At 69.2% G+C, this 24,891-nt stretch carries 23 protein-coding genes; 14 read left to right on the top strand and 9 right to left on the bottom strand.

Going from position 1 to position 24,891, the window contains the following annotated elements; translation table 11 throughout:
* Window positions 1–173: 173 nt before the first annotated feature.
* A complete protein-coding gene (locus LVJ59_RS09015) occupies window positions 174–1,226 on the bottom strand; it encodes a LacI family DNA-binding transcriptional regulator (RefSeq protein ID WP_232762746.1) in 1,053 nt (350 codons plus the stop codon).
* Between the two features lie 94 nt (window positions 1,227–1,320).
* Between LVJ59_RS09015 and LVJ59_RS09010 the strand changes: the two genes are divergently transcribed.
* The 3 genes from LVJ59_RS09010 (at window position 1,321) to LVJ59_RS18170 (ending at window position 9,001) form a co-directional block, all read left to right on the top strand.
* Window positions 1,321–3,138 (top strand): beta-galactosidase family protein, encoded by a 1,818-nt coding sequence (locus LVJ59_RS09010; RefSeq protein ID WP_232762745.1) that lies wholly within the window; start codon window positions 1,321–1,323, stop codon window positions 3,136–3,138.
* A gap of 239 nt (window positions 3,139–3,377) precedes the next feature.
* Entirely contained in the window at window positions 3,378–8,558 is a 5,181-nt protein-coding gene (locus LVJ59_RS09005) for an endo-alpha-N-acetylgalactosaminidase family protein (RefSeq protein ID WP_232762744.1), read from the top strand.
* Window positions 8,531–9,001 carry a type II toxin-antitoxin system VapC family toxin gene (locus LVJ59_RS18170; RefSeq protein WP_374199058.1) on the top strand — a complete coding sequence of 157 codons (471 nt, stop codon included), beginning with the start codon at window positions 8,531–8,533 and terminating at the stop codon, window positions 8,999–9,001. Before LVJ59_RS09005 ends, LVJ59_RS18170 begins: the two co-directional genes overlap by 28 nt.
* A 6-nt stretch (window positions 9,002–9,007) precedes the next feature.
* On the opposite strand, the gene LVJ59_RS08995 is transcribed toward LVJ59_RS18170, so the two are convergent.
* The 5 genes from LVJ59_RS08995 to LVJ59_RS08975 all read right to left on the bottom strand — a co-directional run bounded on the left by LVJ59_RS08995 (window position 9,008) and on the right by LVJ59_RS08975 (window position 13,637).
* Entirely contained in the window at window positions 9,008–9,928 is a 921-nt protein-coding gene (locus tag LVJ59_RS08995) for a carbohydrate ABC transporter permease (protein WP_232762742.1), read from the bottom strand.
* Window positions 9,925–10,902 (bottom strand): carbohydrate ABC transporter permease, encoded by a 978-nt coding sequence (locus tag LVJ59_RS08990; RefSeq protein ID WP_131492091.1) that lies wholly within the window; start codon window positions 10,900–10,902, stop codon window positions 9,925–9,927. The genes LVJ59_RS08995 and LVJ59_RS08990 overlap by 4 nt, the downstream gene beginning before the upstream one ends.
* A gap of 90 nt (window positions 10,903–10,992) precedes the next feature.
* Complete coding sequence (locus LVJ59_RS08985; protein WP_232762741.1) at window positions 10,993–12,306, bottom strand: ABC transporter substrate-binding protein; 1,314 nt, start codon at window positions 12,304–12,306, stop codon at window positions 10,993–10,995.
* 194 nt (window positions 12,307–12,500) lie between these two features.
* Complete coding sequence (locus LVJ59_RS08980) at window positions 12,501–13,322, bottom strand: MOSC domain-containing protein (RefSeq protein WP_232762740.1); 822 nt, start codon at window positions 13,320–13,322, stop codon at window positions 12,501–12,503.
* 129 nt (window positions 13,323–13,451) lie between these two features.
* Window positions 13,452–13,637, bottom strand: coding sequence for a DUF3073 domain-containing protein (locus tag LVJ59_RS08975; RefSeq protein WP_029259537.1), 186 nt, complete (start codon window positions 13,635–13,637; stop codon window positions 13,452–13,454).
* 150 nt (window positions 13,638–13,787) lie between these two features.
* On the opposite strand from LVJ59_RS08975, the gene LVJ59_RS08970 reads away from it, so the two are divergent.
* A complete protein-coding gene (locus tag LVJ59_RS08970; protein WP_232762739.1) occupies window positions 13,788–14,330 on the top strand; it encodes a universal stress protein in 543 nt (180 codons plus the stop codon).
* A 131-nt stretch (window positions 14,331–14,461) separates the two neighbouring features.
* On the opposite strand, the gene LVJ59_RS08965 is transcribed toward LVJ59_RS08970, so the two are convergent.
* Both LVJ59_RS08965 and LVJ59_RS08960 read right to left on the bottom strand, forming a co-directional pair.
* Window positions 14,462–15,088, bottom strand: coding sequence for a PadR family transcriptional regulator (locus tag LVJ59_RS08965; RefSeq protein WP_232762738.1), 627 nt, complete (start codon window positions 15,086–15,088; stop codon window positions 14,462–14,464).
* Complete coding sequence (locus tag LVJ59_RS08960; protein WP_047522963.1) at window positions 15,085–15,924, bottom strand: DUF4097 family beta strand repeat-containing protein; 840 nt, start codon at window positions 15,922–15,924, stop codon at window positions 15,085–15,087. Before LVJ59_RS08960 ends, LVJ59_RS08965 begins: the two co-directional genes overlap by 4 nt.
* Window positions 15,925–16,071: 147 nt before the next feature.
* On the opposite strand from LVJ59_RS08960, the gene LVJ59_RS08955 reads away from it, so the two are divergent.
* The 10 genes from LVJ59_RS08955 (at window position 16,072) to LVJ59_RS08910 (ending at window position 24,406) form a co-directional block, all read left to right on the top strand.
* Window positions 16,072–16,734 carry a GntR family transcriptional regulator gene (locus tag LVJ59_RS08955; RefSeq protein ID WP_047522964.1) on the top strand — a complete coding sequence of 221 codons (663 nt, stop codon included), beginning with the start codon at window positions 16,072–16,074 and terminating at the stop codon, window positions 16,732–16,734.
* A gap of 66 nt (window positions 16,735–16,800) precedes the next feature.
* Window positions 16,801–17,598: an MBL fold metallo-hydrolase gene (locus tag LVJ59_RS08950; protein WP_231555038.1), complete on the top strand. Its 798-nt coding sequence runs from the start codon at window positions 16,801–16,803 to the stop codon at window positions 17,596–17,598.
* A 24-nt stretch (window positions 17,599–17,622) separates the two neighbouring features.
* On the top strand, window positions 17,623–18,411 hold the full coding sequence (locus tag LVJ59_RS08945; RefSeq protein ID WP_232762737.1) for an NAD(P)-dependent oxidoreductase: 789 nt from the start codon (window positions 17,623–17,625) through the stop codon (window positions 18,409–18,411).
* The gene (locus LVJ59_RS08940; protein WP_232762736.1) at window positions 18,408–19,397 is read left to right on the top strand and encodes a phosphoglycerate dehydrogenase; all 990 of its coding nucleotides are present in this window, start codon (window positions 18,408–18,410) and stop codon (window positions 19,395–19,397) included. Before LVJ59_RS08945 ends, LVJ59_RS08940 begins: the two co-directional genes overlap by 4 nt.
* The gene (locus LVJ59_RS08935; protein ID WP_232762735.1) at window positions 19,394–20,200 is read left to right on the top strand and encodes a hydroxypyruvate isomerase family protein; all 807 of its coding nucleotides are present in this window, start codon (window positions 19,394–19,396) and stop codon (window positions 20,198–20,200) included. Before LVJ59_RS08940 ends, LVJ59_RS08935 begins: the two co-directional genes overlap by 4 nt.
* The gene (locus LVJ59_RS08930; protein WP_232762734.1) at window positions 20,197–20,865 is read left to right on the top strand and encodes a hypothetical protein; all 669 of its coding nucleotides are present in this window, start codon (window positions 20,197–20,199) and stop codon (window positions 20,863–20,865) included. The genes LVJ59_RS08935 and LVJ59_RS08930 overlap by 4 nt, the downstream gene beginning before the upstream one ends.
* Window positions 20,862–22,088 carry a 3-oxo-tetronate kinase gene (gene otnK, locus LVJ59_RS08925; protein ID WP_232762733.1) on the top strand — a complete coding sequence of 409 codons (1,227 nt, stop codon included), beginning with the start codon at window positions 20,862–20,864 and terminating at the stop codon, window positions 22,086–22,088. The genes LVJ59_RS08930 and otnK overlap by 4 nt, the downstream gene beginning before the upstream one ends.
* The gene (locus LVJ59_RS08920) at window positions 22,085–22,723 is read left to right on the top strand and encodes a class II aldolase/adducin family protein (protein WP_232762732.1); all 639 of its coding nucleotides are present in this window, start codon (window positions 22,085–22,087) and stop codon (window positions 22,721–22,723) included. Before otnK ends, LVJ59_RS08920 begins: the two co-directional genes overlap by 4 nt.
* Window positions 22,720–23,397, top strand: a complete 678-nt coding sequence (locus LVJ59_RS08915; RefSeq protein WP_232762731.1) for a substrate-binding domain-containing protein — start codon at window positions 22,720–22,722, stop codon at window positions 23,395–23,397. The genes LVJ59_RS08920 and LVJ59_RS08915 overlap by 4 nt, the downstream gene beginning before the upstream one ends.
* 22 nt (window positions 23,398–23,419) lie before the next feature.
* Window positions 23,420–24,406, top strand: coding sequence for a nucleoside hydrolase (locus LVJ59_RS08910; protein ID WP_232762730.1), 987 nt, complete (start codon window positions 23,420–23,422; stop codon window positions 24,404–24,406).
* Between the two features lie 14 nt (window positions 24,407–24,420).
* Here LVJ59_RS08910 and LVJ59_RS08905 read toward each other — a convergent pair whose 3' ends face one another.
* Window positions 24,421–24,834 carry a hypothetical protein gene (locus LVJ59_RS08905; protein ID WP_232762729.1) on the bottom strand — a complete coding sequence of 138 codons (414 nt, stop codon included), beginning with the start codon at window positions 24,832–24,834 and terminating at the stop codon, window positions 24,421–24,423.
* Between the last annotated feature and the right edge of the window lie 57 nt (window positions 24,835–24,891).

Genomic DNA, 24,891 nt, shown 5'->3' with positions numbered 1-24,891 from the left:
CGGTGGCTGCGGTGGCTGCGCCGGTGGCGCCGGTGGTGGCGGTGGATGCTGGCACACGTTTCGAAGGAGATCTCACGGAACGAAGGAGGCTTTGCTCAGTACGCTCCTTCTTTCCGTGAGATCTCCATCAGGTTGTGCGGGCCTGGAACAGGCTGCGGCCCTGGAACGTGCGCCTAGTGCGCCTCGTGCGCCGAGCGCGCCGAGCGGGGCGGGGCCGTCGACGAGCGCACGATGAGCTGCGGCTCGGTGGAGGGCATCTCGCCGACCGCCTCATGTCCCTCGATCTGTGCGATGACCCGGAGAGCGGCCGCACGGCCCATCGCCTCGAAGGGCTGGCGGACGGTCGTGAGCGCGGGGGAGGCGTACGCGGCGAGAGCGATGTCGTCCACGCTGACCACCGAGACGTCCTCCGGCACACTGCGACCGGCCTCGTGCAGGGCGCGGATCAGACCGAACGCCATCTCGTCACTGCTGACGAAGACCGCGGTAGCCTCCGGGATGGCCGCGATCGTGCGCCCGGCGCGGTAGCCGGATTCGGGTGTCCAGTCGGCGGGGATCAACGGCGGCGGCACGATGCCCCGATCGCGGAGCGTCTGCTCCCAGGCCTCGCTGCGCTGCTGTGTCTCGGTCCAGTAGTCGTCGCCCGAGACGTGCCACACGGTCTCGTGCCCGAGGTCGAGGAGATGCTCGACGGCGAGGCGGGCGATGGCGCGCTGGTCGACCGCGAGGGGGGCGTCCTCGTCCAGGGAGGTGCGTTCGCTGCGGGTCGCGGGCGTGCGCTCGGTGCGCGTCCGCATCGCCGGACTCTCGAGTTCGACCGGGACACCGAGGATGATGCCTTCCGCGCCCTGACGCTCCAGTCGGTCGAAGGCCTCCAGGAACGCTTCAGCCGAGGCATGGTCCGCGACGGCCGCCGTCGACACGGTGTATCCATTGGCCGCGGCCGCCTGCTGGATGCCGACACCGAGCGCCGCCGACGAGTACCGGTCCGTCGAGACCACGATCACGCCCAATACGCGAGTGCGACCGGAGGCGAGCGAGGCGGCGGCGGCGTGCACGCGGTAGCCGAGCTCCTCGACTGCCGCCAGGACACGGCGGGCGGTGTCGGGGCGCACGTTGTCCTGCCCGGACATGACGCGGGAGACGGTCTGCGTGGAGACTCCGGCGAGCTGGGCGACATCGACCTGGCTCGGGGCGCGGTCGTCTCTCGGGCGGCGAGGGGACATGTGCTCAATGGTAGCGATCAATCGGCGTAAATCCAGGAGGCGGCGAGTCGGGCGATGCGATAATGTGAACGCAAACACTCGTGCTTGGAGCGCTATGCCTGACCTTCTCGCCTCGGCTCTCGACGGCTCTTCCGTTGCCGTCGACGCCTCGGCCACCGCGACGCCGATCGGCGCGCCCACCCTGTCCTGGCGCGACGGGGAGATCCTCCGCGACGGTGTCACGCACCGCATCCTCGCGGGCTCGATCCACTACTTCCGGGTGCATCCCGACCTGTGGGAGGACCGTCTCCGCCGACTCGCGGCGATGGGCGCGAACACGGTCGACACCTATGTCGCGTGGAACTTCCACGAGCGCGTCGAGGGCGACGTCCGCTTCGACGGATGGCGTGACATCGAGCGCTTCATCCGCCTGGCCGGAGAAGTGGGTCTGGATGTCTTCCTCCGCCCCAGCCCTTACATCTGCGCCGAGTGGTCCAACGGCGGCATCCCGTCCTGGTTGTCCGGGCGCGTCGCGGCGCTGCGCACCAGCGATGACGGCTTCCTCGCCGCGGTGGACGCCTGGTACGACCGCTTGATCCCCCGGCTCGTTCCGCTCCAGGCCTCGCACGGCGGACCGATCGTCGCGATCCAGATCGAGAACGAGTACGGGTCGTTCGGCAGTGACGCCGACTACCTCGCACACCTGCGGGACGGGCTCCGCCGCCGCGGGATGGTCGAGATGCTCACCACCGCCGACGGCATCACGGGCGACATGATCGAGCACGGCAGTGTCGCCGGTGCCCTGGCGACCTTCACGTTCGGCACCGGGGTGGCCAGGGCTGTGGAGCTGCGCCGCGAGGGTGATGCGCTCATGTGCAGCGAGCTGTGGGGTGGCTGGTTCGACCACTGGGGGGAGCGGCACCACGTGCGGTCCGCCGCGAGCGCCGCGGGCACGATCGAGGAGTTGCTGACCGCTGGCGGATCGGTGAGCCTGTACATGGCGCACGGTGGCACCAACTTCGGACTCTGGAACGGGGCCAACCACGACCAGGTCCTGCAGCCGACCGTCACCAGCTACGACTCGGACGCACCGATCGGCGAAGACGGAACGCTCACCGAGAAGTTCCACGCGCTCCGTGCGCTGTTCGCGCCGTTCCATGCGGGTGAGCTCCCCCCGGTTCCCGGTGCGCCGCGGCGGCAGGGCGCGGCGACCACGCCGCTCGAGCCGCGCGCATCCCTGCTCGGGCTGATCGCTTCGCTCCCCGTGGCCGGTGACGTCTCGCCGCGACCGCGTACGTTCGAGGAGCTCGGTGCCGAAGACGGCCTCGTCGCGTATGAAGCGGACGTGTCCTTCCCCGCCGACGCGACGCTCACGGTCGACGGACTGCACGACCGTGCCGTGGTGTTCCTCGACGAGCGGCGTCTCGGCGTGCTGGAGCGCGACGGTGAGACCTCTCTCGCTCTGCCCGCCGACGGGGGGATGGGACGACTCACGATCCTCGTCGAGAGCCTCGGACGGATCAACTACGGGCCGTACACGGGCGAGGGCAAGGGCATCATGCGCGGCGTGATGATCGGCCGTCGGCTCGTGAACGGCTGGACGCATCGCCTGGTTCCCCAGGAGGCGCCGGCTCTCCCCACCGACGCGACCGACGCAACGGATGGTGTCGCCGTCGCCTCCCTCGACGTCGCCGAGCCGCTCGATGCCTGGCTCGCCTTCCCCGGTGGTGCGAAGGGGATGGTCTGGCTGAACGGCTTCCTCCTCGGCAGGTACTGGAAGGTCGGTCCGCAGGAGACGCTCTACGCGCCGGCGCCGCTGTGGAAGGCCGGCCGCAACGAGATCGTCGTGCTCGACACCGATGTCCTCGGGGTGGCCGTCGAGATCCGTGAAGAACCGTCGTTCGGGGAGACCGAGGAGTTCATCGGTTCCTGATCCGGGAGCCGCGGGAGCCGTCCTGCACCGAGGGTGTGGGGCGGCTCTTCTCGTCTGTTCTTCTCATCTATGCACGGCACTTCTCACCAATGTTTGCGCTTCTCCTCGCTCGATGCTTGATATTAAGGCATCGACGCGTCTAGTGTGATAGCGCAAACATCGATGAGGGTCGTCGATGATCATCTGCGGCGCACCGGGGCGTCTGTGCTCCCGGCCGCCGCTCGACCGAGAGGCAAGACGTGTCGAAACCTTCCCGACCGCCCCGCGCTACCGTCGCCCTCAGCTCGCTGCTGGCGACGGCACTCGCCTTCGGCGGCGTGCTCACCCAGGCGCCGTCCGCGCAGGCCGCCGAGCTGATCCCGGTCCCGAAAGCCGACTACCGCCTGCACGCGGTGTCGAGCGAATCGGACCCGTACCCGGCGCCGCCCTCGCTCGACGGCACCGCTCTCGGCGCCTTCGACGGCGATTTCGCGACGCAGTGGACCTCGCGCTACACCGCGAACGCGCCGTTCCCGCACTGGATCGTCGTCGACCTGCAGCGCTCCCTCTCGGTGAAGGCCCTCGACTACTCGGTCAAGCGGGGCCAGGCCGTGGCTGCGAAGACGGTCGAGGTCTACGTGACGGACGATCCCGATGTCGCCCGCAACTCGCCGGCCGACGGCGGATGGGGTGCGGCCTCGGGCACGGCGGTGCTGCACGCTCCGACCGCGAATGACGAGAAGCAGCGCATCACGCTGGACGCTGCCAAGGACGGCCGCTACGTGGCCCTGCTCGTGATCGACGCGCAGGGAACCACCGGCGGCGGGGCCGGCGAGATCGAGGTGCTCTCCGACGAGGAGCTGCCCCCGATCGTCACCGAGCCGGAGGAGCCGTACACGGATGGGACCGTCGAGATCGCCGCCGGCGGCACCACGGCGGTCGTCTCGACCGAGTTCCCCCGCATCACGCAGTATCGCGTGGGAAGTGAGAGCATCGCCGGCCAGCGCACCTCGGCCAAGACCTGGTCGGTGAACGGCACGAGCTACGCGTCGGAGACCACGTCGACGCCGTCCGCCACCGGGGTCGACTACGTGTCGACGCTGACGGGCATCGACGTCACCGTGCGCAGCAGCATCCGCGTCGCGGAGGACGGAACCGTCGGGTTCGAGGTCACCGCGGTCGAGGGGACGGCAGCCGTGACCACTCTGGGGCTTCCGGACAACGCCTTCCTCTCGGCGACCGCCGCGGATGCCGGGTCGGTGCTCGATCGCACGGTGATCAGCCCGGACAGCACCAAGAACGTCGACGAGCACATCGCGGTGAGCGCTTCGACGGCGACCGGCCAGAAGGGGGCGGCCTTCGCCTTCCTCGGCAACGGCGCGCTCATCGGCAGCGTGATCACCAACGCGACGACCCAGGCCTCCGGCGGCACGGCGTCGTGGAACACGCGCCTGACCACACGCATCACCGAGGCGGCGGGACGCACGGCCGAGATCGGTTCCAGCGCCTGGCTGATCCACCCGACCACGGCGGTGGACAGCCGGGTGACCACCTACGCCCTTCCGAAGGTCACGGTCCTCCTCGCGGCGGACCGCAACGGCGACGCGAAGGTCGACTGGCAGGACGGCGCGATCCGCTACCGCGAGGTCGACACCCCTCGTCTCGGCGCCGATCGGGTCGCCGAGCGCGTGGTCAGTCGCATCCCCTTCAATTTCGCCTCCAGTGCGACGAACTACTTCGACCTGGTCCTCGACAACACCAAGCGCATCGCGAACCAGACCGACGGTCTCGGCCAGTGGGTGCTCAACAAGGGCTACGGCAGTGAAGGCCACGACTCGGCGAACACCGACTACGGCGGAAACTACAACGAGCGGGCGGGCGGCCTCTCCGACCTGAACACCCTCGTCGACGAGGGCGCGAAGCTCAACGCCGACATGAGCGTGCACGTCAACGCCACCGAGATCTATCCGCAGGCGAATGCCTTCGACTCCGCGATCCTCGACGGTGCCGCCCCGTACAAGCCGGGCTGGAATTGGCTCGACCAGTCGTACTACATCAACCAGCAGACCGACCTCGGTACCGGACGGGTGCTCGACCGCTTCCGGCAGCTGCGGGACGAGGTCCCCGGCCTCAGCGGCGTCTACATCGACGTGTACTACTCGAACGGGTGGGTCGCCGAAGAGCTCGCAGACGAGCTCAACAGCATGGACCTCGAGGTCGCCACCGAGTGGGGTGACAAGTTCGTCGACAGCACGGTCTGGTCGCACTGGCCGAACGACCTCAGCTACGGCGGGGTGACGAACAAGGGCATCAACTCCACGATGGTGCGCTTCATCCAGAACGGCCAGGCCGACGTCTGGAACGACGATGCGCTGCTCGGACAGCAGCGGCTCGTCGACGCCGAGGGCTGGGTCGGAAACCGCAACTGGGACGGCTTCGTCGACAACATCTGGACCCAGAGCCTGCCGACCAAGTTCCTCCAGCACTTCGACCTGCTCACGTACGAGGCAGGTGCCGAGGCGACGCTGACCGACGACGTCGCCGTCCGCATCGACGGCAGTACCCGGGTCATCACGATGGACGGCGCCACGGTGCTGCGGGGTGACTCCTACCTGCTCCCCTGGCAGTCGCTGTCCTCCAACGAGGAGGCCGGTTCTCCGGTCGACGCCGACAAGATGTACTTCTATTCGGCGTCGGGAGGCGAGGAGACGTTCGGGCTCACCGAGGCGTTCCGAGGCAACACCGCCTTCGACGTGTTCGAGCTGGGAGACCAGGGACGCGTCAAGGTCGGCACCGTGAATGCAGCAGGCGGCGAGCTCACGCTCAGCGGAGACGAGGGCACGGCCTACGTCGTGGTGCCGCAGGGCGGCGCCCAGCGCGCGGCGGTCGAGTACCACGACGCCGGTCTCGACGACCCGGGCTTCAACTCCGGTTCGCTCGACGTCTGGAATCCCCAGGGCGATGTGTCGATCGAGCGCACCGACCTCGGCAGCGCGAAGAACGAGTCCCGGGGTGACAACGTCGCCGTGCTCGGTGCGGCCGCCTCGTCGATCTCGCAGACCGTGACCGGGCTCACCCCCGGGCAGCGGTACGCGTTCTCGGCGCAGGTGCAGATCGATCCGACTGCGACCCGCGATGTGAGCGTCTCGGTCGACACCGGTTCCGGTGCGGTGACCCGCACCTGGAACCTCTCTCCGACGTACAACTACATGCGCGCCGACTCCAAGGCGGGTCAGTACTACCAGCGTGGGTCGACGTCGTTCCTGGCCCCGGCGTCCGGTGAGGTCACCGTGTCCGTCGGTGCCGTCGCGGGTGACGCGAAGGTCCGGATCGACAACGCCCGCGTCTCGCGCGACACGACCGCACCGTTCGCGGCCGGCACGGTGTACTCGAACGACTTCGAGGGCAACGAGGCCGGGTGGGGTCCGTTCGTGAAGGGGAACGCCAACGGCATCGACGACCCGCGCACGAGCATCTCGCGCCGACACGATCCGTACACGAGCAGCGACTGGCGCAACACCGCCAAGCCGTTCGACGCGGGTGCACTCGCGGGGCTCGCGGTGGATACGACGCTCACCGGCGACCACTCGCTCATGTCGCACTCCGAGAACAGCGGGGTCGTCTATCGCACCGATCCCACACTCGTTCCGCTGCAGGCGGGGCACTCGTACCGGATCGGATTCGACTACCAGGTCGGCGCGAGCGGCGCCTACCGCTGGCTCACCGGTACGGATGCGGTGGCGGGCGGCACGGTCACCTCGACCACGCTCAGCCGCACCGGGATCACGCAGGCGCTGGAGACGGCGGAGTTCTCGCAGGATGTGATCGTCGGATGCGGCGACTACACCTGGGTCGGACTCGAGCGCGTCGGGGGACCGGACGTGGATTTCGTGCTGGACGACTTCACGGTCACAGACCTCGGCCCGACGACCGGCGGCACCCCGTGTGCCACGGTGTCTGCGGAGGCGGGCGTCCTGAGCCCCGGAGCGCAGACCGCGTTCACGACCACCTTCACCAACAGCGAGTCCCTTGCCGTCGAGAACATCGGCGTGCAGCTTGAGGTGCCGGAGGGGTACGCGGTCGAGGTTGCCGACGACTCGTCGAACCTGTTCGAGAAGGTCGAGCCCGGGGAGAGCGTAGAGACCACGTGGCTGGTCACGGCACCGGCGGAGGCTGCGGGCACGACCGTCGGCATCGGGATCGCGGCGACGTACCTCGCGGACTGCGATGTGCGCACGGTCGCGACCACGCAGGAGGTGTCGGTGTCCTCACGGGCTCGCATCCCCAACGCGCAGATCTCCGTGACGGCGAGCTCCGAGGAGACGTCCGGGGAGAACGGTGCGGCCGTGAACATGCTCGACGGGAACGCGGGCACGTTCTGGCACAGTCGGTGGAGTTCGGCGGCGACGTCGTACCCGCACGTGCTGACCTTCGACCTGGGCGCCGCCGAGCAGGTGGACGGCATCTCGTACCTGCGCCGCGGCGCCAACCAGAACGGTCCGATCAAGGGCTATGAGGTCGCGGTGTCGACCGACGGGCAGACCTACACCCCCGTCGTCTCGAGCGAGTGGCAGAACATCGCCGAATGGCAGGACGTGGACTTCGCGGAGACCACGGCGCGCTACATCCGCGTGACCGCCACGTCGTCCATCTCGGGCACGCAGTTCGCGGCCGTCGCCGAGATGGCCGTGTACGGTTCGCCGACCCCGCAGAGCGGTCATGCTCCCGCGACGCGGCCGGACGACGATCTGAGCGGCTGCAACCCGGTGATCGACCCGAAGCTCGGTCTCGACGCCGACTCGGTGCGGGCGGGAGAAACGGTGGGCATCGCGCTCACGGGCTTCGCTCCGGAGTCCACCGTGTCGGTCTGGCTCGACGACGCCCGGCTGACCGGTGCCACGGTCGATGCGGAGGGGGCGCTGACGACGCGACTGCTGATCCCGACGAACGCCTCGGTGGGCACGCACCGGGTGATCGTGCAGGACGCGGCCGGCGCGGAACTCGCCAGCGCTCCGTTGAAGGTCAAGAAGGCGAAGCCGGGGAAGAAGGCGACCATCACCGCAGCCATCGGATCGGTCGTCGCCGGCGCGAGCCTGACCGTGCAGTTGAGCGGATTCGATCCCGACGCGCTGGTGCAGCTGTGGCTGCATTCCGAGCCGGTCCGCATAGGTGAGGTGACGATCTCGGCCGACGGTGATGCCGTCGCCACCGTCACGATCCCCGCGGCGACGCCGGCCGGCGCGCATGCGCTCGTCGCGACGGATGCGCAGGGCGTCGAGCTGGCGCGGGGTGACCTCGCGGTGACCGCGGCGGCCGGGAGCGGCGGTGACCTCGCCTCCACCGGTGCGGAGGGGGCGATCTGGGCGGGCGCGGCGTTCGCGGCCCTCGCGGCGATCGGCCTGGGGCTGGCTCTGTGGCTGCGGAGACGCCGGCACAGCTGACCGACCCGCGGACACACGACCGGCCTGGAGGATTTCCCTCCGGGCCGGTCGTCTGTGTGCACGAAGAAGCGTCCTTCACGACGGCGGACGATATCGGGTTTACCGATTCCCCGGCCGCCGCCCTCTGGCGCCGCGCGGCGAGCGCACCCTGGGGATCAGGATGGTCTGAGCTGGCGCTCATCGTGTCCCGCCCCACTGTGCCGGAACTCCTGGCCGCGCTCGAGGCTGCGGCCGTCGACCTCGCGCGGCTCCGCGTCGAGCTGCACCCCACGCTGCCGCTCATCCCGCACGTGCTGGCGCTGCGCCGGAACGTGACGGCCTATGACGCGGCCTCTGTCGCGCTCGCGAGCGTGTTCGGGTGCACGCTGCTCACGCATGACCGGAGGCTGGCGCGCGCAGCCTCCGGTCACTGCACCGTCGAGGTGCCTGTCACGTCCGACTGACCAAGATCAGCCCTTCACGGCGCCGGCGGCGAGCCCGGAACGCCAGTACTTCTGCAGGGCGAAGAACAGCAGCACGAGCGGGATGACACCGAGCAGGGCGCCGAGCATGACGGCTCCCTTGTCGGGGGCGAAGTAGCTCACCATGCCGTACAGGCCGAGCGTCACGGGCTTCAGATCCTGGCTGGAGATCATCATCAGTGGCAGCAGGAAGTTGTTCCACGTGGCCACGAAGATGAACAGGAAGATCGTCACCATCGCGGGCCCCAGCAGGCGCATCACGATCGTGAAGAAGATGCGGGCCTCTCCGGCGCCGTCGATGCGGGCCGCCTCCAGCAGTTCGGTCGGCACCGACGACTGCGCGTAGACCATCCCGAGGAAGACACCGAACGGCGACACCGCCGAGGGGATGATGATCGCCCAGACGGTGTTGGTCAGGCCGAGGGCCTGGAACTCGATGTACAGCGGCACGGTCAGCAGCGCGACCGGCAGCAGGAGCCCGGCCATGATGACCCCGACGGCGAGGCGCTTGCCGGGGAACGCGAACTTCGCGATCGCGTATCCGGCCATCACGGCGAACAGTGTGCCGATGACGCCGGCGCTCACGGAGTACAGCATCGAGTTGCCGACCCAGCGCCAGAACAGGCCCTGGGTCCAGTCCATCAGGCTGCCGTAGTTGGCGGCGAGGTTGCCGTCGGCGAACCAGAAGCCGAAGGTCGAGGTGAGGTCGGTGTTGTTCTTCGTCGACGCGACGATGAGCCAGTACACCGGGACGAGGAAGTACAGCGTCGCGACGACGAGGGCGGTGATGCCGAATGCGCGTGCGACGGGGGTGGGAGCGATCGACGGAGGTGGTGCATCCGCGTCGCGCGGCCGGCGGGGGCGTCGTCGCGATGACGTCGCGGTGGTGAGGAGGCGCGTGGTGGTCATGCGTCGCCCTTCCGGCGCTGGAGCAGCGCGTACACGATCGCGAGCACACCCGCGATCAGAGCCATGAGCAGGGAGTAGGCGGAGGCCGGACCGCTGCCGGACGGCGAGATCTCGCCCATCATCGTGTTGTAGGTGAGCATCATCGGTGTGAAGTCCTTGCCCATCCACGAGTTCGCGGCCTGCAGCACGACCGGCTCGTTGAACAGCTGGATGGTCCCGATGATCGACAGCAGCACGGCGAGGAGCGCGGCCCCGCGCACGAGCGGCACCTTGATGCGCATCGAGATCTGGAAGCCGGAGGCCCCGTCGAGACGAGCCGCTTCGTAGAGGTCGCGCGGAACGGCCTGCAGCGCCGACAGAAAGATCAGCATGTTGTAGCCCGTATAGGTCCAGGTCGTCATGTTCGCCATCGAGAACAGGATCGTGCCCGGGGCCATGAAGTCGGTGCCCTCCGGGAGGAAGGGCAGGAAGGGCGAGACCTCGGGTGTGTAGAGGTAGAGCCACATCATGGCGGCGATGATGCCGGGAACCGCGTAGGGGAGGAAGAACGAGAGCCGGAAGAGCGTGGGGCGGCGCACGATGAAGGAGTCCAGCAGCAGGGCGAGACCGAGTGCCAGCAGGATCATCACGGGGATCTGCAGGGCGGCGTAGAGGACCACACGTCCCATCCCCGTCCAGAAGGCGCCGTTGGTCGCCGCGGTGACGAAGTTCTCGAGGCCGACGAACGTGTCGACGAGTTCGCCGCCGCCGTAGAGGCCGCCGCCCGCCGGCACCTGTGCGAAGAACGACGACCGGATCGACACGATGATCGGCACCAGGAAGACCAGCACGAAGAGCACGGCGAACGGCGTCATGAACAGCCATCCCGTGAGACCCTCGCGTCGGGTCCCGAACCGCCGTCGGCGGGTGGGGTCCGCGGGGATGCGCGGCGCCGGTGCCGAAGTCGCGCCTCGTGTTTCGGTCACTGTGACCATGGTGTCGCCTCTCGACCTCAAGACGACGGCGGAGTGCACGATTGCGCGTGCACTCCGCCGTCGATCATCCGATGATGCCTTCTCGCCGACTCACTCCGCGACCGGGAGCCCGAGATCCTTCAGCGAGGCCACGGCGGTGCCCTGCGCAGTGGTGAAGATGTCGGCGACCGTCGCCGTGCCAGCGACCGCGGCCGCGGCGGTCTCGTTCATCTTCGACAGCGTCGAGAAGCCCGGGGCGTACGGGAAGTCGGGGTTCAGGTTCTCGGTCGCCGTGCCGAGCTCGGCGAGCACATCCTGACCGCCGAACTGACGGAGCATCTTCTCGGGGGTCTCCACGTCGCCCTTGGCGGCGACGACGAGACCCTGGGAGGCGAGGTCGTCGACCTGCGTGTTGAACCAGGCGTTGAACTCCATGGCCTCGGCGGGGTGCTCGCATCCCTTCATCACGGAGACGCCGGAGCCGCCGTCGGGGCCGCTCATCGCGCCGGCGCCGAAGTCGGGGAGCTGAGCCACACGCCACTGTCCTTCGGCCGGGGTGCCGTCGAGCGAGTCGAGGAGGAACCCGGCCTCCCATGCGGCTCCGACATGGCCGATGAGGCTGCCGTCGTTGAGCGCGGCGGTGAAGCCTTCGCCCCAGCGCTCGGTCGCGAGCGTCTGCTTGCTGTCGAGCAGCCCCTGCCAGAACGCGGCCACACGCTCGGAGCCGTCGCCCTCGGCGTCGACCTTCCACTCGTCGCCGGCGGTGGTGAACCAGGTGTCCCCGGCCGCGGCCGACTGGGCGGAGAGCCAGTTCTGCGCCTCGTCGGGCGTGAAGGCGGTGACGTACTTGCCGGCGGCCGTCGCCGTGGCGGAGTCGGCGGTGAGGTCGTCCAGCGTCTTCGGGGCGTCGAGGCCCAGCGCCGTGAACTCGGCCTCGTTGTAGAAGTACACGAGGGGGCCGGTGTCCTGCGGGAGGCCCACGATCGCGTCGCCGACCTTCATGCCGCTGAAGGCCCCGGCCGAGAAGTCGTCTTCGTACTTCTTGGCCTCGTCCGCGACGTCCTGCAGCAGTCCCTTGACGAACAGCTGCGGCACCTCGGAGTACCCGGTCTGCGCGAGGCAGGGACCGTTGCCGGCCTTCACGTCGGTCTCGAGCTTGAGGATCATGTCGCTCGACTTGCCGTCGAACTTCGTCGCCTTCACCTGGATGTCGGGGTGATCGGCGTTCCAACGCTCGACGATCTCCGAGGTGGGGGTCATCCCTTCGCCGTCGGGAAGGCGGTGCAGGTACTCGATGGTGACGGGGTCGCCGCCGGCGCTGCTGTCACCGGAATCGCCGGATGAGCACGCTGCGAGGCCGAAGGCCGACACCGCACCTACCGCGACGATCGCGGCGGTGCGGGTGAAGCGAGGGGTGATTGCCATGCTGTTCTCCTCTTCGAGGTCAGGTTCATGCGGACCGCCCTGGGCCGGGGCTGACGCCGGGGCGTCGTCGATCACAAGCACATCAAATCAGAAAATGTTTGCGCTCACAAGCCTGGGATGACAAGAACTCGGCGCAAGATGGCCTCGCCAAAGGGAGCGCTGACATCACGACGGCATGCGGTCGCGGATCCTGCTCACCCCACGCGGACCTCGTCGCCGACGCGGATCACGCCGCCCGCGTGAGGCTGGCCGTGATCCGACGGTGTCCAGCCGGGGAGGAGCAGGCGTCCGAGGGTCGGCTCCGGCTGTGCGAAGGAGCCCGTGAGGGTCGTGAGCACCGTGGCATCCCGCACGCCGGTGTCCGGGTTCGCATGGGTCGCGAGGCACCGCACGATGGGCCCGGCCGCCTGGAAGACGACGCCGCCGACGCGGACCTCCCCCGTCCAGTCGAGCTCGCTCCAGGGTGCACTGTCGTCGATCACCACGTTGGAACGGAAGCGTCGGTCGTCGACGCTCATCCCGAGGGCTTCACCCAGTGCGTGCACGCTGCCCCGGCCATGCACCGAGACGTAGCCGCGCGGACGATCCTGAAAGCGCGAGGTCTCCCCATCGCCGACGAGCACGAGCGGGAGTCGACCGGGCCGCCGGAGGCGACGGCCTTCGGGGCTCGCCAGAACGAACTCGGTCACGGCTGCGGTCAGCTCGCGCCGACCGTCGTCGTCGAGTCCCGCCTCGACGAGCACCGTGCCGGAGTGTTCGATCCGCATGCGCCGTGTCTCGTCGTCGTATCCGGTGCGCAGGGCGGCGAGAGCGGGGAAGTCCTGAAGCGCGAGTCCCTTGGATTTGGGCCAATAGTCCAGGCCGTCTCGGTCCTCCGGTTCGGTGGCATCCGCGAAACGGAACGCCAGAACGCGGTCTCCGGCGATCCGGCCGTCGGCTTGCACGGTCAGGGCGTCGCGCCGCTCCGAGGTGAGCCCTTTGATCGGGTGACGGTAGAGGGCGACGACGCGGGCCATGAGGAGATCTTCTCAGGTGCCGACACCCGCGCATGACGGACAGCGCTCCGTCGCCGAGGATCACCTCGCAGGCGGCGGGCATGACGAAACACCCGCATGGCCTGCGGGTGTTCGAAACAGATCAGGCGGTCAGGCCTTCTCTAGTTCGTCCTCGTCTTCGTCGGCATAGTCATCCGCCCACTTGTCGACATATGCGTCTTCGTCGGTCGGGTGACCCAGCTCGCGCTCGAGAGCGGAGTAGTTCACCGACGGACTGTACGCCTTGAGTTCGCGGGCGATCTTGGTGTGTTTCGCCTTCTGACGGCCACGGCCCATGCGCGAGACCCCCTCACGAGTTAAGCGGCGGGATTCGAGGCCCGCGGCATTTTTCACGACACCGGCCTGAAGCCGGTAAGAGTAGCATTCAGAATAGCACGCGGGTAAGACGCTCTGGCCTAAGCCAGACCGGTGAAGGGAACGATCTTCATGACCGACGACACCTCCACTCCGTCCGACGAGGCCGCACAGAACGCGGCATTGCAGAAAGCAGTCATCGTCGGCATGCAACCGGGCCAGGACCGACACGTGATCGATGAGGCCGTGAGATACGCGCGTCTGCTGAGTGCGCCGCTCGTCGTCGCCCACGTCGACGTCACACGTTTCGTGACCTACGAGGACCCGGACGGGTACGTGCACTCGGCGCCGATCGACATCAACTTCGATGCGGGTGCCGCGGAGTTCGAGGCGGTCGAGGCCGAGGCTGCGAGGTTGCTCGCCGGCACGGACATCACCTGGACCGCCCGCCAGCTCGTCGGGGATCCGGCCCTGGCGATCAAGCAACTCGCCAACAAGCTGGATGCGCAGTTGATCGTCGTCGGCACGCGCAAGCGCGGCATCGGCGAATCGATCAGGGAGTTCTTCACCGGCTCGGTCGCAGCGCGCCTCGCCCACCGGCAGCATCGCTCGATCCTGGTCGTGCCCCTCGGTGAGATGGTGCCCGATGACCAGAAGGAGATCTGGCCGGAGTGACGCGGCGACACCCCTCCTGACCGTCGACGCCCCCTCGCATTCCCGGGAATGCGAGGGGGCGTCGACGATCAGAGGGGGTGTCGAGCATCGGCGGGGGTGCGATGCGGGGTGCGATGCGGGGGGGATGCGGGTCAGGATCCGCGGATGCTGAGGGCTGCCGTCACGTTGCGGGCGGCCTCGTCGAGCGCCGTCTCGAGCTCGGTGACGACGGATGACGACAGGGTGCCGCCCTTGGCGAGGTGGGTGCGCAGATCGGTCCGCACCCGGGCACGGAAGGCGTTGACCACGGCATCCGCTCGGTGCATCTCCTCTCGACTGAGGAGTCGGGAGTCGTCGCTCTCCGTGCGTGGCCGGCTCTTCGCGGCCGAGCGTTCACCCTTCTCGGCAGCGGCGAGGTCGGCGCGGAGGCTCTTCATCGCGTCCTGGACGCTCTGACGCACTTCACTGGCGATCAGGCGCACAGAGTCCGTGATCCCGGCCTCGATCCCGGCGAGGTCGCCCTCCCGTGAGGCGAGTTCCGCGCGGCCGGCCTCGGTGATCGAGTAGATCGTGGTGCGGCCGTCGACGGTCTTCGTGACCAGGCCCTCCTCCTCGAGCTTCGCCAGGCGCGGGTAGATGGTCCCGGCGCTGGGCGTGTAGGTGCCGCCGGTGCGGTCGGTGAGCGACTGGATGATGCCGTAGCCGTGCTGCGGCGCCTCGGCGAGGAGCGACAGCAGGTACAGACGGAGGTCGCCGTGCGAGAAGACGGCCGGGGTCATGCTTCCCACTCCTCGTCGTCGGTGATGGAGGCCGGGGTGCGGCGGAGGACGGTGACGCCACCGGAGACGGAGTTCGCGCGCAGGTCGACGAAGCGCCCGGCGAGCTCCCCGGTGGTGCCGGTGTAGTTGCTGGGGCCTGAGGTGCTGCGCTCGATCCCGTCGATGAGCAGTCGACCGCTCAGGGACCGGATGACGTAGTTCGCGGCGAGTGACTCGTCGAGGCGCACCGTGGTGCCGCCGGAGACCGAGTTGACGTTGATGGTGTTCACGTCGCCGGCCGCATCCACGAGCGTCGAGCCCGAGACGATGTCGACCGTCGCCTTGCGCACGGCCCCGGTGACGGCGACATCGCCGGAGACGCTGTTGGCGCTGATCGAACCGGTGAGTCCGCGCACCTGCACATCGCCGGAGACGGAGTTGACCGTGAGGTCGCCGATCAGGGTGTCGACGATGATGTCGCCGGACACGGTGTTCAGGCGTGCGTCGTTGCGGATGCCCGAGACCAGGGCACCGGCACTGACCACGCCGAGGGTCAAGGCGATCGAGCGGGGGACCGCCACGCTCACCTCGGCGCGGGGGCCACCGGAGCCGAAGTTGCGGAACACCTCGAGGAAGTTGTCCCAGCCCAACTGCGGGTGGTCGATCTCGACCTCGCCGTCGTGGGACTCGATACGGAGGTCTTTGGTGGTGACACCGTGCACCTCGATGCGGATGCCGGGTTCGTCGTGGGCGATGACATCCACCTGTCCGCCGACCAGGCCCACCTTGAGGCGGGTGACGGACTCGATGTCGATGACGCGTTCCTCGCCCGGGGCGATGAGCCACTTCTCGGTCATGTGCTTCTCCTGTGTGAGTGTTCGAGATATATCGTGTGTTGCCACAGTAACACGATATATCTCGACATTGTCAACCCCCGCGCGTCCGTCGGAGGGTCGATGGGCCGAGCGGTAGTCTTCGACGGAAGGACTTCGAGGGGAGAAGACGTGGCCGGGCGATCGACGAAGCAGCCCATCGCCGACCGAATGTACGAGGTGCTGCTGCACCAGTTCATGTCGGGGGAGCGGGCGGCGGGGCAGAGTCTGAACATCGGTGCCCTGTCACGCGAGCTGGATGTCAGTCAGACGCCCCTGCGTGAGGCCCTGGCGCGGCTGGAGCACACCGGACTCGTCCAGCGCGAGGCCCTGCGGGGCTACCGCGTGGCCCCGGTCATGACGCGGGAAGAGGTGGAGCAGCTCGGCGAGGCCCGTGTGCTCCTGGAGCCCCGTCTCGCCTACGAAGCCGCGCAGCGGACGACCCCCGAATTCCTGGAGGGTCTGCGCGAGGCGGTGGAGGACTTCCGGCGCTCGGCCGAGGTCGCCGACACCGAGACCGAAGGCTTCGACCTCTATTGGCGCAGCGATGCGCGCTTCCACATGATGATCGCCGCGCAGTCCGGCAACGCCTTCCTGGAGCTGTCCTACGCGGCACTCGGCGGGCAGATCCAGCGGTTCCGCCTGTTCTCGAAGTTCGGGCGCACGGGAGCGGTGAGTGCGGCGCCGGAGCACGATGCGGTCTACCAGGCGATCGTGGCCGGTGATGCCGAGGGCGCGGCCGACGCGATGCGCCACCACATCATCGGTGCCACCGAGCGGCTTCTGAACGCCTGAACTACGAGCGGTTCCGCGAAGGAGGCGACCTGTCGCGCCTGGAGGGATTGCGCTATACTATTTTTTATGAGCGCGCAGAGTGAGGGCACCATGTCGACATCGACGACCGGATCAGCCGGACCGTCCGGATACGTCGCACGTCCGCTCGTCGAGGGCTTCCCCGGTAAGTCGAGTTCGCACGGCGCATTCGGATGGAGCAGCCTGTGGCTGCTCGATGACGGCGTGCGACGCGTGCTGGTCGATGCCGGACAGCCCGCGTACATCCCCCTCATCCATGCCGGCCTCGAGCGATACGGTCTGACCACGGACGACGTGACCGACGTGCTGCTGACGCACATGCACTGGGATCATGTCTCGAACTTCCCCATGTTCGCCAACGCCACGACCTGGGTGGGGGAGCGCGAGCTGCGCTGGGCGGCCGAGCAGCCGTCCGGGACGCCCTTCCTTCCCGACCTCCACGTGCAGGAGCTACTTCGCCGCACGGATCGGGTCGGACGCATGGCAGCGGGCCAGGAAGTGCTCCCCGGCATCCATGCCGTCGACAGCGCAGGGCATACCCCGCACCACCTCGCCTTCTATCTCGAGCGTGCGGACGAGAAGCGCGTCTTCGCCGGGGATGCGGTCAAGAATCTGTACGAACTCGCCTCGGGGCGGGTCGACTCGACGCTCGACGCGGACGCCAGCGCGGCCACGATCGTCGCGATGCGCTCACTGCTGACCGACACCGGAGCCAGCCTCGTACCCGGACACGACGTCGAACTGCGATGGGAGGCCGGCGAGGCACACCGCCGACGCCCCTCGGGAGCCGCGATCGGGTTCTTCGCCGACGCCTCCACGGGTGAAGAGGACCGCAGCATCGGCTGACCGCCGAGCGCGCACGAGAGGACGATGATGACGACAGTGCTGTACACCGGCGGGACCGGGCGCATGGGACGAGTGATCCGCGAGGGGCTCGCCTCCCGCTACGACCGCGTCGTGCTGTTCGCGCGGACCGACAGCGATGAGTCGCTCTTCCCCGGTGAGGAGGTCGTGATCGGTGACCTCGGCGACCTCGACGCGCTCACGGCGGCGGCGGAGGGCGTGGACGTGATCGTGCACCTCGGCGGGATCGCGGACGAAGCGCCGTTCGAGGAGATCCGCCGCGTGAACATCGACGGCACCTACCACGTCTACGAAGCGGCGCGACGGGCCGGTGTGCGACGTGTCGTCTACGCCAGCTCCAACCACGTCGTCGGCTTCCATCCCGCGGAGGCGGTGCTGGACGAGAGCGCATCGCTGCGTCCGGACACCTTCTACGGGGTCTCGAAGGCATTCGGTGAGGCCCTCGCCAGCCTCTACCACGACAAGTGGGGGGTCGAGTCGGTCCTCGTCCGCATCGGCACCTTCCGTCCGGAGCCCGAGGACAGGCGTCAGCTCGCGCTCTGGCTCAGCTGGCGCGACGGGGTCGAGCTCTTCCACTGCGCGATCGAGAGCGCCCCGGTGGGCTGCGCGGTCGTCTACGGCTGCTCGGCCAACACCGGCCGCTGGTGGAACGGTGACGCGGGATGGGCCGCGATCGGCTACGTGCCCCGCGACGATGCCGCCGACCACACCGACGGCGTGGACTTCTCCGCCCCCGCACCCACTCTGCACGGCGGTGCTTTCGCCGCCCCCGACTACGAAGGAGGGATCTGGTGACATCGCCCGATTCCCAGGATGTGCTGATCACCACCGCGTTCCTCGAACCCGGTGACGAGGTCGACCGGATGCTGCGCGGCGCCGGACTCACGACTCGGCATGAGCCGGAGCTCGAACGCCTCTCCGCCGAGGAACGGGCCCGGGCGCTCTCGGGAGTCCGCGCGATCATCGCCGGCACCCGCCCGCTGGGCGAGGAGGAGTTCGCGCAGGCCCCCGCGCTGCGCATGATCGTGCGCACGGGCGTCGGCTACGACAGCGTCGACGTGGGTGCGGCGACGGCACGCCGAGTTCCCGTGTGCGTCACCCCCGGCGCCAACCGTCAGGCGGTCGCGGAGCACGTCTTCGCCCTGGCCCTCGCCTGTGCCCGGCGCATCCCCGAGAACATCAGCAACCTCGCCGCGGGCACCTGGCAGCAGCTCACCGGACGGGAGCTGCGGGGAGCGACTCTCGGAATCCTCGGGCTGGGCTCGATCGGAAAGGCGGTCGCGACGATCGCCGCGGGCTTCGGGATGAAGGTCGTCGCGTACGATCCGTACTTCGACGAGGGCTTCGCCGCGGCCAACGGCATCCGTCGGCTCGAACTCGAGGATCTGCTCCGAGAAGCCGACTTCGTCACGCTGCACCTGTTCCTCGACGAGACGACCCGGAACCTCCTCGACGCCTCTCGCCTGGCCCTGATGAAGTCCGACGCGGTCCTCATCAACACCGCGCGCGGAGGCATCATCGAGGAGGACGCCCTGGTCGCCGCCGTCCGCGACGGGCGTATCGGCGCCGCCGCTCTCGACGTCTTCGCGGACGAGCCGCTGGGGGCATCGAGCCCACTCCTGCACACCCCCGGCATCCTCGCCACGACGCACGTCGCGGGCGCGACCCGCGAGGCCCGTGGCGAGTCCGGTCGCATGGCCGCACGCAACGTGATCGCGACTCTCCGCGGTCAGGCTCCCGAGTTCGTGGTGAACCCCGACTACGACGCGGTGACCGCATGATCGTCGAAACCTCCTCGGGGCCGGTGCGCCTCGCCGCCAACCTCAAGTGGATGTTCACCGAGGTCCCCTTCGTCGAGCGGTTCGACGCGGCCGCGGAGGCGGGCTTCACCGCGGTGGAGTTCGCCTCGCCCTACGAGCTCGCGCCCGCAGAAGTGCGTCGGCTGCTCGACGACGCGGGCCTGGCGCAGATCCTCATCAACACGCCCGCCGGACCCGCGGGGACGCCCACAGCGTCGGGGGCGGCCTTCGTACCCGGTGCCGAGCAGGAGTTCCGCGAGGGGGTGCTGCGGGCGTTGGAGTACGCGACGGTTCTCGGTGCGAGGGTGGTCCACGCCATGGCCGGCATCAGGCCGTCCGGAGTCGACGCCGACACGGCCTTCGCGACCTATGTGTCGAACATCTCCTGGGCGGCCGAGCAGGCACGTGGCACGGGGGTCCGGCTGGCACTGGAAGCGATCAACAAGCGTGATCAGCCCGGCTACGGCCTCGCCTCGATGGAGACCGCGGCGGCGGTGGCGCAGGTGGTGGATCCCGACATCGTCGGCGTGCTCTTCGACGTCTACCACGCGCAGGTCGACCGCGGGAACGTCATCGAGCGTTTCGAGCAGCTCCGGCCGATGGTCGCGCATGTGCAGATCGCCGACAACCCCGGTCGCGGCGAACCCGGAACCGGCGAGATCGCCTACGAGCGCGTGCTCGCCCGGATCGCGCAGAGCGGATACCCCGGGTGGATCGGCTGCGAGTACGCCCCCGTCGCGGGCACCCGCGACGGGCTCACCTGGATCGAGAGGACCCTCCGGTGACCGACCCGAGAATCGCGCTCATCAGCGCGACACCCCTGGCGATCGCCCCGGCGGCCGCCGCCCTCACCGCCGCCCTTCCCACGGCGACGGTGTGGAACCTGCTCGATGATCGTCTCCTGGCCGATGCGCAGACCGAGGGCGGCATCACCGCACCGCTGGCTGCGCGCATGGACAGCCTCATCGAGCTCGCTCTGGCCGGGGGAGCGGATGGCGTGCTGCTCACGTGCTCCCAGTTCGGAGAGCGTGCCGACCGGCGGGAGAGCGACGCCGACGGTGTCACCGTGCTCTCGGCCGACGGCCCCCTCTTCGCCGAAGCCGTCGCCGCCGCCCCCGAACGGGTTCTGCTCGTCGCCTCGTTGGCCTCCGCCGCGAGCGACAGCGGAGCACGCCTGGAGCAGGCGTTCGCGGCTGCCGGGTCGGCTGCGCGCGTGCACCCGCTGGTGATCCCGGACGCGGCCGCGCCCCTGTCCGCGCCGGAGCTCGTCGAGACACTGGCTGCAGGGATCGCCGGCGTCGACGAGGCCTACGACCTGGTGGTTCTCGCCCAGTACTCGCTCGCGGGGGCCGCGTCGTCCCTCGCGGATCGCTTCGGTGTCGCGGTCCTGGATGGGCCGGCTGCAGCCGCGCGACGGTTGACCGCGGCACTCCGGGAGGATCGAGGATGATCGGCGTCATCGCCGACGACATGACCGGGGCGACGGATGTCGCGGCGGCCCTGCGCCGGGCGGGGCTGCGCACGCTCCTCGTTCTCGGCACCGAGCTCGACGAGCACGCTGGTCCCGCCGACGGCATCGTCATCGGACTGAAGACCCGGTCCCTTCCCGTCGAGGAGGCCGTCGCCCAGAGTCTCGCCGCGCTCACGGTGCTACGGCGTCAGGGAGCGGATCGCATCTACGTCAAGTACTGCTCGACGTTCGACTCCACGGACGAGGGCAACATCGGTCCGATCACCGAGGCGATCGCCGACGCCCTTCGCGCGGATCTCGTGGTGACGACGCCGGCCGCACCCCTGCACGGGCGCACCGTCTACCGCGGTCACCTCTTCGTCGGCGACGTGCTGTTGGCCGAGACGCACATGCGCGACCATCCGGTGACCCCGATGCGCGACTCCTCGGTGCCGCGGCTGCTCGCGGCGCAGTGCACGGCGCCCGTCGGGCTCCTGCCCCTCGACGTGGTGCAGCGGGATGCCGACTCCGTGCGCGAGGTCATGCGTCGGTCGCGTGCGGAGGGGATCCGTCACCTCGTCGCCGACGCCGTGACCGATGCCGACCTCGCCGTCCTCGCCGACGCCGTCGACGGGGAGGTCCTCGTGGCCGGATCCGCCGGGCTCGTCGGAGCGATGGCTCTGCGGGAGACGGCGGGCGGCACGACGGCGCCCACGCCCCCATCGGGTCGCACCGCGATCATCGCGGGCAGCTGCTCCCGACGCACGCTCGAGCAGATCGACCGTTTCGTCGGTTCGGGCGGCCTCGCTCATCGCGTCGTGGCCGAGCCCGGCGACACCGCCGAGGAGCTGGCCGCGCGCGCCGTGGACTGGTGGGAGCACCTGCCCTCTGACGCGGATGCCCTCCTCTACTCCTCCACCCCGGCAGCGGAGCGCCGCCAGGATGTGCCGGGTGCCGGCGAGCTCTACGAACAGGCGGCGGGCCTCATCGCCTCGCAGCTGTCGGATCGAGGTGTGAAGCGTCTGCTCGTCGCCGGAGGGGAGACCTCCGGCGAGGTCGTCCGGGCCCTCGGCACGACCGTCGCGGTGGTGGGGGAAGAAGTCGCACCGGGCGCCCCCTGGATCCACGACGAGGAGCGCGACGTGCATCTGGTCCTCAAGTCCGGGAACTTCGGCGAGGAGGACCTCTTCGTCGAGGTCGCGGCACAGGGGCGCACAGCATGAGCGCCGATGCCCGCCGCGCGATCGAACGCGTCGCCCACTCGATCCACCGCCGTGGCCTCACGCATGGCCGCACCGGGAACCTCGCCGTGCGCGACGGGGAACGCGTGCTGCTCACCCCGACCGGGGTCAGCCTCGCCGACGTCGACGCGGACCGGCTGTCGGTGGTCGCCCTCGACGGATCGCACCTCGACGGTCCGAAGCCGACGAAGGAAGCCTTCCTCCATGTCGCGCTGCTGCGTGTGCGGACGGAGGCGAATGCCGTGGTGCACACGCACTCGGTCCATGCCGCCGCGGTGTCGTGCCTGTCCGACGTCGATCCCGAGAATCCGATCCCGCCCCTGACCGCGTACTACGGCATGCGCGTGGGGAAACTGCGGATGCTGCCCTACTTCGCCCCGGGAGACCCGGCAGCGACCGGCGCCGTCGAGGAGGCCGCGCGGGTGACCCATGCCCTGCTCCTGCGCAACCACGGCCCCGTCGTCGCCGGAGCCGATCTGGACACCGCCCTCGACGCGGTGGAGGAGCTCGAGCACACCGCGCAGCTGTTCCTCCTCACGCGCGGCCTCGCCACGTCGCCCCTCACCGCGGCGCAGCTGCACGCGCTCGCCACGCCCTCCGGAAGGACCTCCTCGTGATCACCCTGTACAGCGGGCTCGTCGTCAAGAACCCCCTCGTCGAGCACGTCATCCCCGCGTTCGAGCGTGAGACCGGCACGCACATCGAGGCGACGTTCGAGCCCACCACCGTGCTCCTGGAGCGCATCTCCGCGGGGGCACGGCCGGACCTGGTGCTCGGCGTCTCGTCCTCCGTCACCGATCTCGCGGCGCGGGGTCTGGTGGACCCCGAGGTCGTCGCCGAGATCGCGGTTTCCTCCGTCGGTTTCGCCCGCCCGGACGACGCGGCAGGACCGGCCGACGACTCGGCGGCGACGTTCCTCGACTATCTGCTCGCCGCCCGTGCCGTCGCCTACACGCTCAGCGGGGCGAGCGGTGTGCATTTCATGAAGATGCTTCGCGAGCGCGGCCTCCTCGAGCGCATCGATGAGCGCGCGGTGCGATGCGAGAGCGGACTCACGGCTGAGGCGCTGCTCGACGGACGTGCCGACGTCGCGATCCAGCAGGTGAGCGAGCTGCGCTCGGTCCCCGGTGCGCATGTCGTCGAACCGATTCCCCACGAACTGCAGTCCTACGGGCGGTTTGCCGTCGGTGCCCGTCCCGGCGCCGGCGACGACGCGTCCCGATTCGTCACCCTCTTGACCGAGAAGCCGGCACAGGACGCATTCGCCGCGTTCGGGCTGTCGCGTCCCTGAAACCCGAACGAGGAGAGCACCCATGAGAAGAGTCATCGTCGACACCGACACCGGGGTGGATGACGCCCTGGCGCTGATGCTTCTGGCCGCCGATCCGGAGGTCGAGATCCTGGCGGTGGTCAGCGTCTTCGGCAACACCACCGGAGAGCGGGCCGCCGACAACGCACGGTACGTGCTGGACACCTGCGGACGCACCGACGTTCCGGTCTACCGCGGGGCGGACGAACCGCTCGTGCAGGAACTGCGGATGAACCCGGGCATCCACGGCGAGGACGGCTTCGGCAACACGGGACTCCGGCCCGCCGAGTCGGTCGACCCCGAGCCGGTCGGTGTCTCGGTCGTACTCGACCTCGTCGACCGATATGACGGCGAGATCGACTACCTCGCGCTCGGCCCGCAGACGAACCTCGCCGCCGCCGTCGAGGCCCGACCCGACCTGCTGCAGCGACTTCGCTCGACCACCATCGTCGGGACGCTCGGCCCGGCGCTGTACCACGACACGGCGCCGTGGGAGGATCGTCGGTTCCGGGTCTCGCGTGACCCCAACGTGTCGTTCGACATCGACGCCGCGCGTATCGTCGCAGCCCATGAGGGCGACGTCACCTGGTGCGGGCCGTACGTCACCCGTCAGGCCCTCGTCCCTGAGGACTTCTTCCTCGACATCGCCTCGTCGACCGGCTTCGCGCCCGCGCAGCTGATCACCGCGATCAGTCGTGACTATGCCGGCTTCTACTCGCGTTCCTACCCGCAGCCGGAGGGGCGCCGGGTCATGGGCATCAACGACAGCATGGCGGTGGCGAGCCTGCTGTATCCGGAACTCGTGACCGGTGCGGTCATGCGGCCGCTCGAGACATTCCGCGACCCCGAGACCGGAGACCGCTACCTCGCCGGCGTGCATCCGGTGAAGGACGAGACGCGACCGATCCACCGCGTCGTCTTCGACATGGACTTCGACGGCGTGCTGGAGCGGATCGGCGAGGTGCTGCGGCGTCCGCTGCCCTGGCGCTGACCTCCGCGAACGGCTCAGTCGTAGGTGCGCGCGCGAACCCACGGCATCGGCAGCAGATCGGCGGCGGTCACCCACACCGGGTGGCCGCCGCCGTCTGCGAGCGTGCGGATGCCCGGTGCGATCGCGGGCACGACTTCCCGGCAGACGCCGCAGGGGTTGAGGATCACGGTCGTGCCGTCGTCGCGCAGGCCGACCGAGACGATGGCTTCGATCTCCTGCTCGCCTCCGATCCGGGCGTTGGCGAGGGCGGTGCTCTCCGCGCAGACGCTCTCTCGGGGGGTACGCAGGCTGAGGCCGAGGTAGATGGCTCCGGACGCTCCGCGCGCGGCGGCGGCGACGCGGTGGAGGTTCGCATCGTGCGCACGGATGATCAGGTCGGATGCGGCGGCGAGGAGCCGTCGGTCGTCGTCGTCGAGTGTGGAATTCACGATGAACTCTTTCCGTCACGGAGGAGGCTACTGCTATACTATAGTCGTACTCGGATC

This window comes from Microbacterium sp. KKR3/1, assembly GCF_021272365.1.
Taxonomy (GTDB): Bacteria; Actinomycetota; Actinomycetes; order Actinomycetales; family Microbacteriaceae; genus Microbacterium; species Microbacterium aurugineum.
The sequence above is the reverse complement of the archived record's forward strand: the minus strand, read 5'-3'. Positions and strand labels throughout refer to the sequence as shown.

What these genes read in the sequence shown, in the direction of transcription:
- LVJ59_RS08910 (WP_232762730.1), top strand. Translation starts at nt 23,420, where the DNA reads ATGAGAAGAGTCATCGTCGACACCGACACCGGGGTGGATGACGCCCTG.
- LVJ59_RS08945 (WP_232762737.1), top strand. Translation starts at nt 17,623, where the DNA reads ATGATGACGACAGTGCTGTACACCGGCGGGACCGGGCGCATGGGACGA.
- LVJ59_RS09015 (WP_232762746.1), bottom strand. Translation starts at nt 1,226, where the DNA reads ATGTCCCCTCGCCGCCCGAGAGACGACCGCGCCCCGAGCCAGGTCGAT.
- LVJ59_RS08950 (WP_231555038.1), top strand. Translation starts at nt 16,801, where the DNA reads ATGAGCGCGCAGAGTGAGGGCACCATGTCGACATCGACGACCGGATCA.
- LVJ59_RS08920 (WP_232762732.1), top strand. Translation starts at nt 22,085, where the DNA reads ATGAGCGCCGATGCCCGCCGCGCGATCGAACGCGTCGCCCACTCGATC.
- LVJ59_RS08975 (WP_029259537.1), bottom strand. Translation starts at nt 13,637, where the DNA reads ATGGGCCGTGGCCGTCAGAAGGCGAAACACACCAAGATCGCCCGCGAA.
- LVJ59_RS08990 (WP_131492091.1), bottom strand. Translation starts at nt 10,902, where the DNA reads ATGGTCACAGTGACCGAAACACGAGGCGCGACTTCGGCACCGGCGCCG.
- LVJ59_RS08985 (WP_232762741.1), bottom strand. Translation starts at nt 12,306, where the DNA reads ATGGCAATCACCCCTCGCTTCACCCGCACCGCCGCGATCGTCGCGGTA.
- LVJ59_RS08995 (WP_232762742.1), bottom strand. Translation starts at nt 9,928, where the DNA reads ATGACCACCACGCGCCTCCTCACCACCGCGACGTCATCGCGACGACGC.
- LVJ59_RS08980 (WP_232762740.1), bottom strand. Translation starts at nt 13,322, where the DNA reads ATGGCCCGCGTCGTCGCCCTCTACCGTCACCCGATCAAAGGGCTCACC.
- otnK (WP_232762733.1), top strand. Translation starts at nt 20,862, where the DNA reads ATGATCGGCGTCATCGCCGACGACATGACCGGGGCGACGGATGTCGCG.
- LVJ59_RS08960 (WP_047522963.1), bottom strand. Translation starts at nt 15,924, where the DNA reads ATGACCGAGAAGTGGCTCATCGCCCCGGGCGAGGAACGCGTCATCGAC.
- LVJ59_RS09010 (WP_232762745.1), top strand. Translation starts at nt 1,321, where the DNA reads ATGCCTGACCTTCTCGCCTCGGCTCTCGACGGCTCTTCCGTTGCCGTC.
- LVJ59_RS08970 (WP_232762739.1), top strand. Translation starts at nt 13,788, where the DNA reads ATGACCGACGACACCTCCACTCCGTCCGACGAGGCCGCACAGAACGCG.
- LVJ59_RS08935 (WP_232762735.1), top strand. Translation starts at nt 19,394, where the DNA reads ATGATCGTCGAAACCTCCTCGGGGCCGGTGCGCCTCGCCGCCAACCTC.
- LVJ59_RS08965 (WP_232762738.1), bottom strand. Translation starts at nt 15,088, where the DNA reads ATGACCCCGGCCGTCTTCTCGCACGGCGACCTCCGTCTGTACCTGCTG.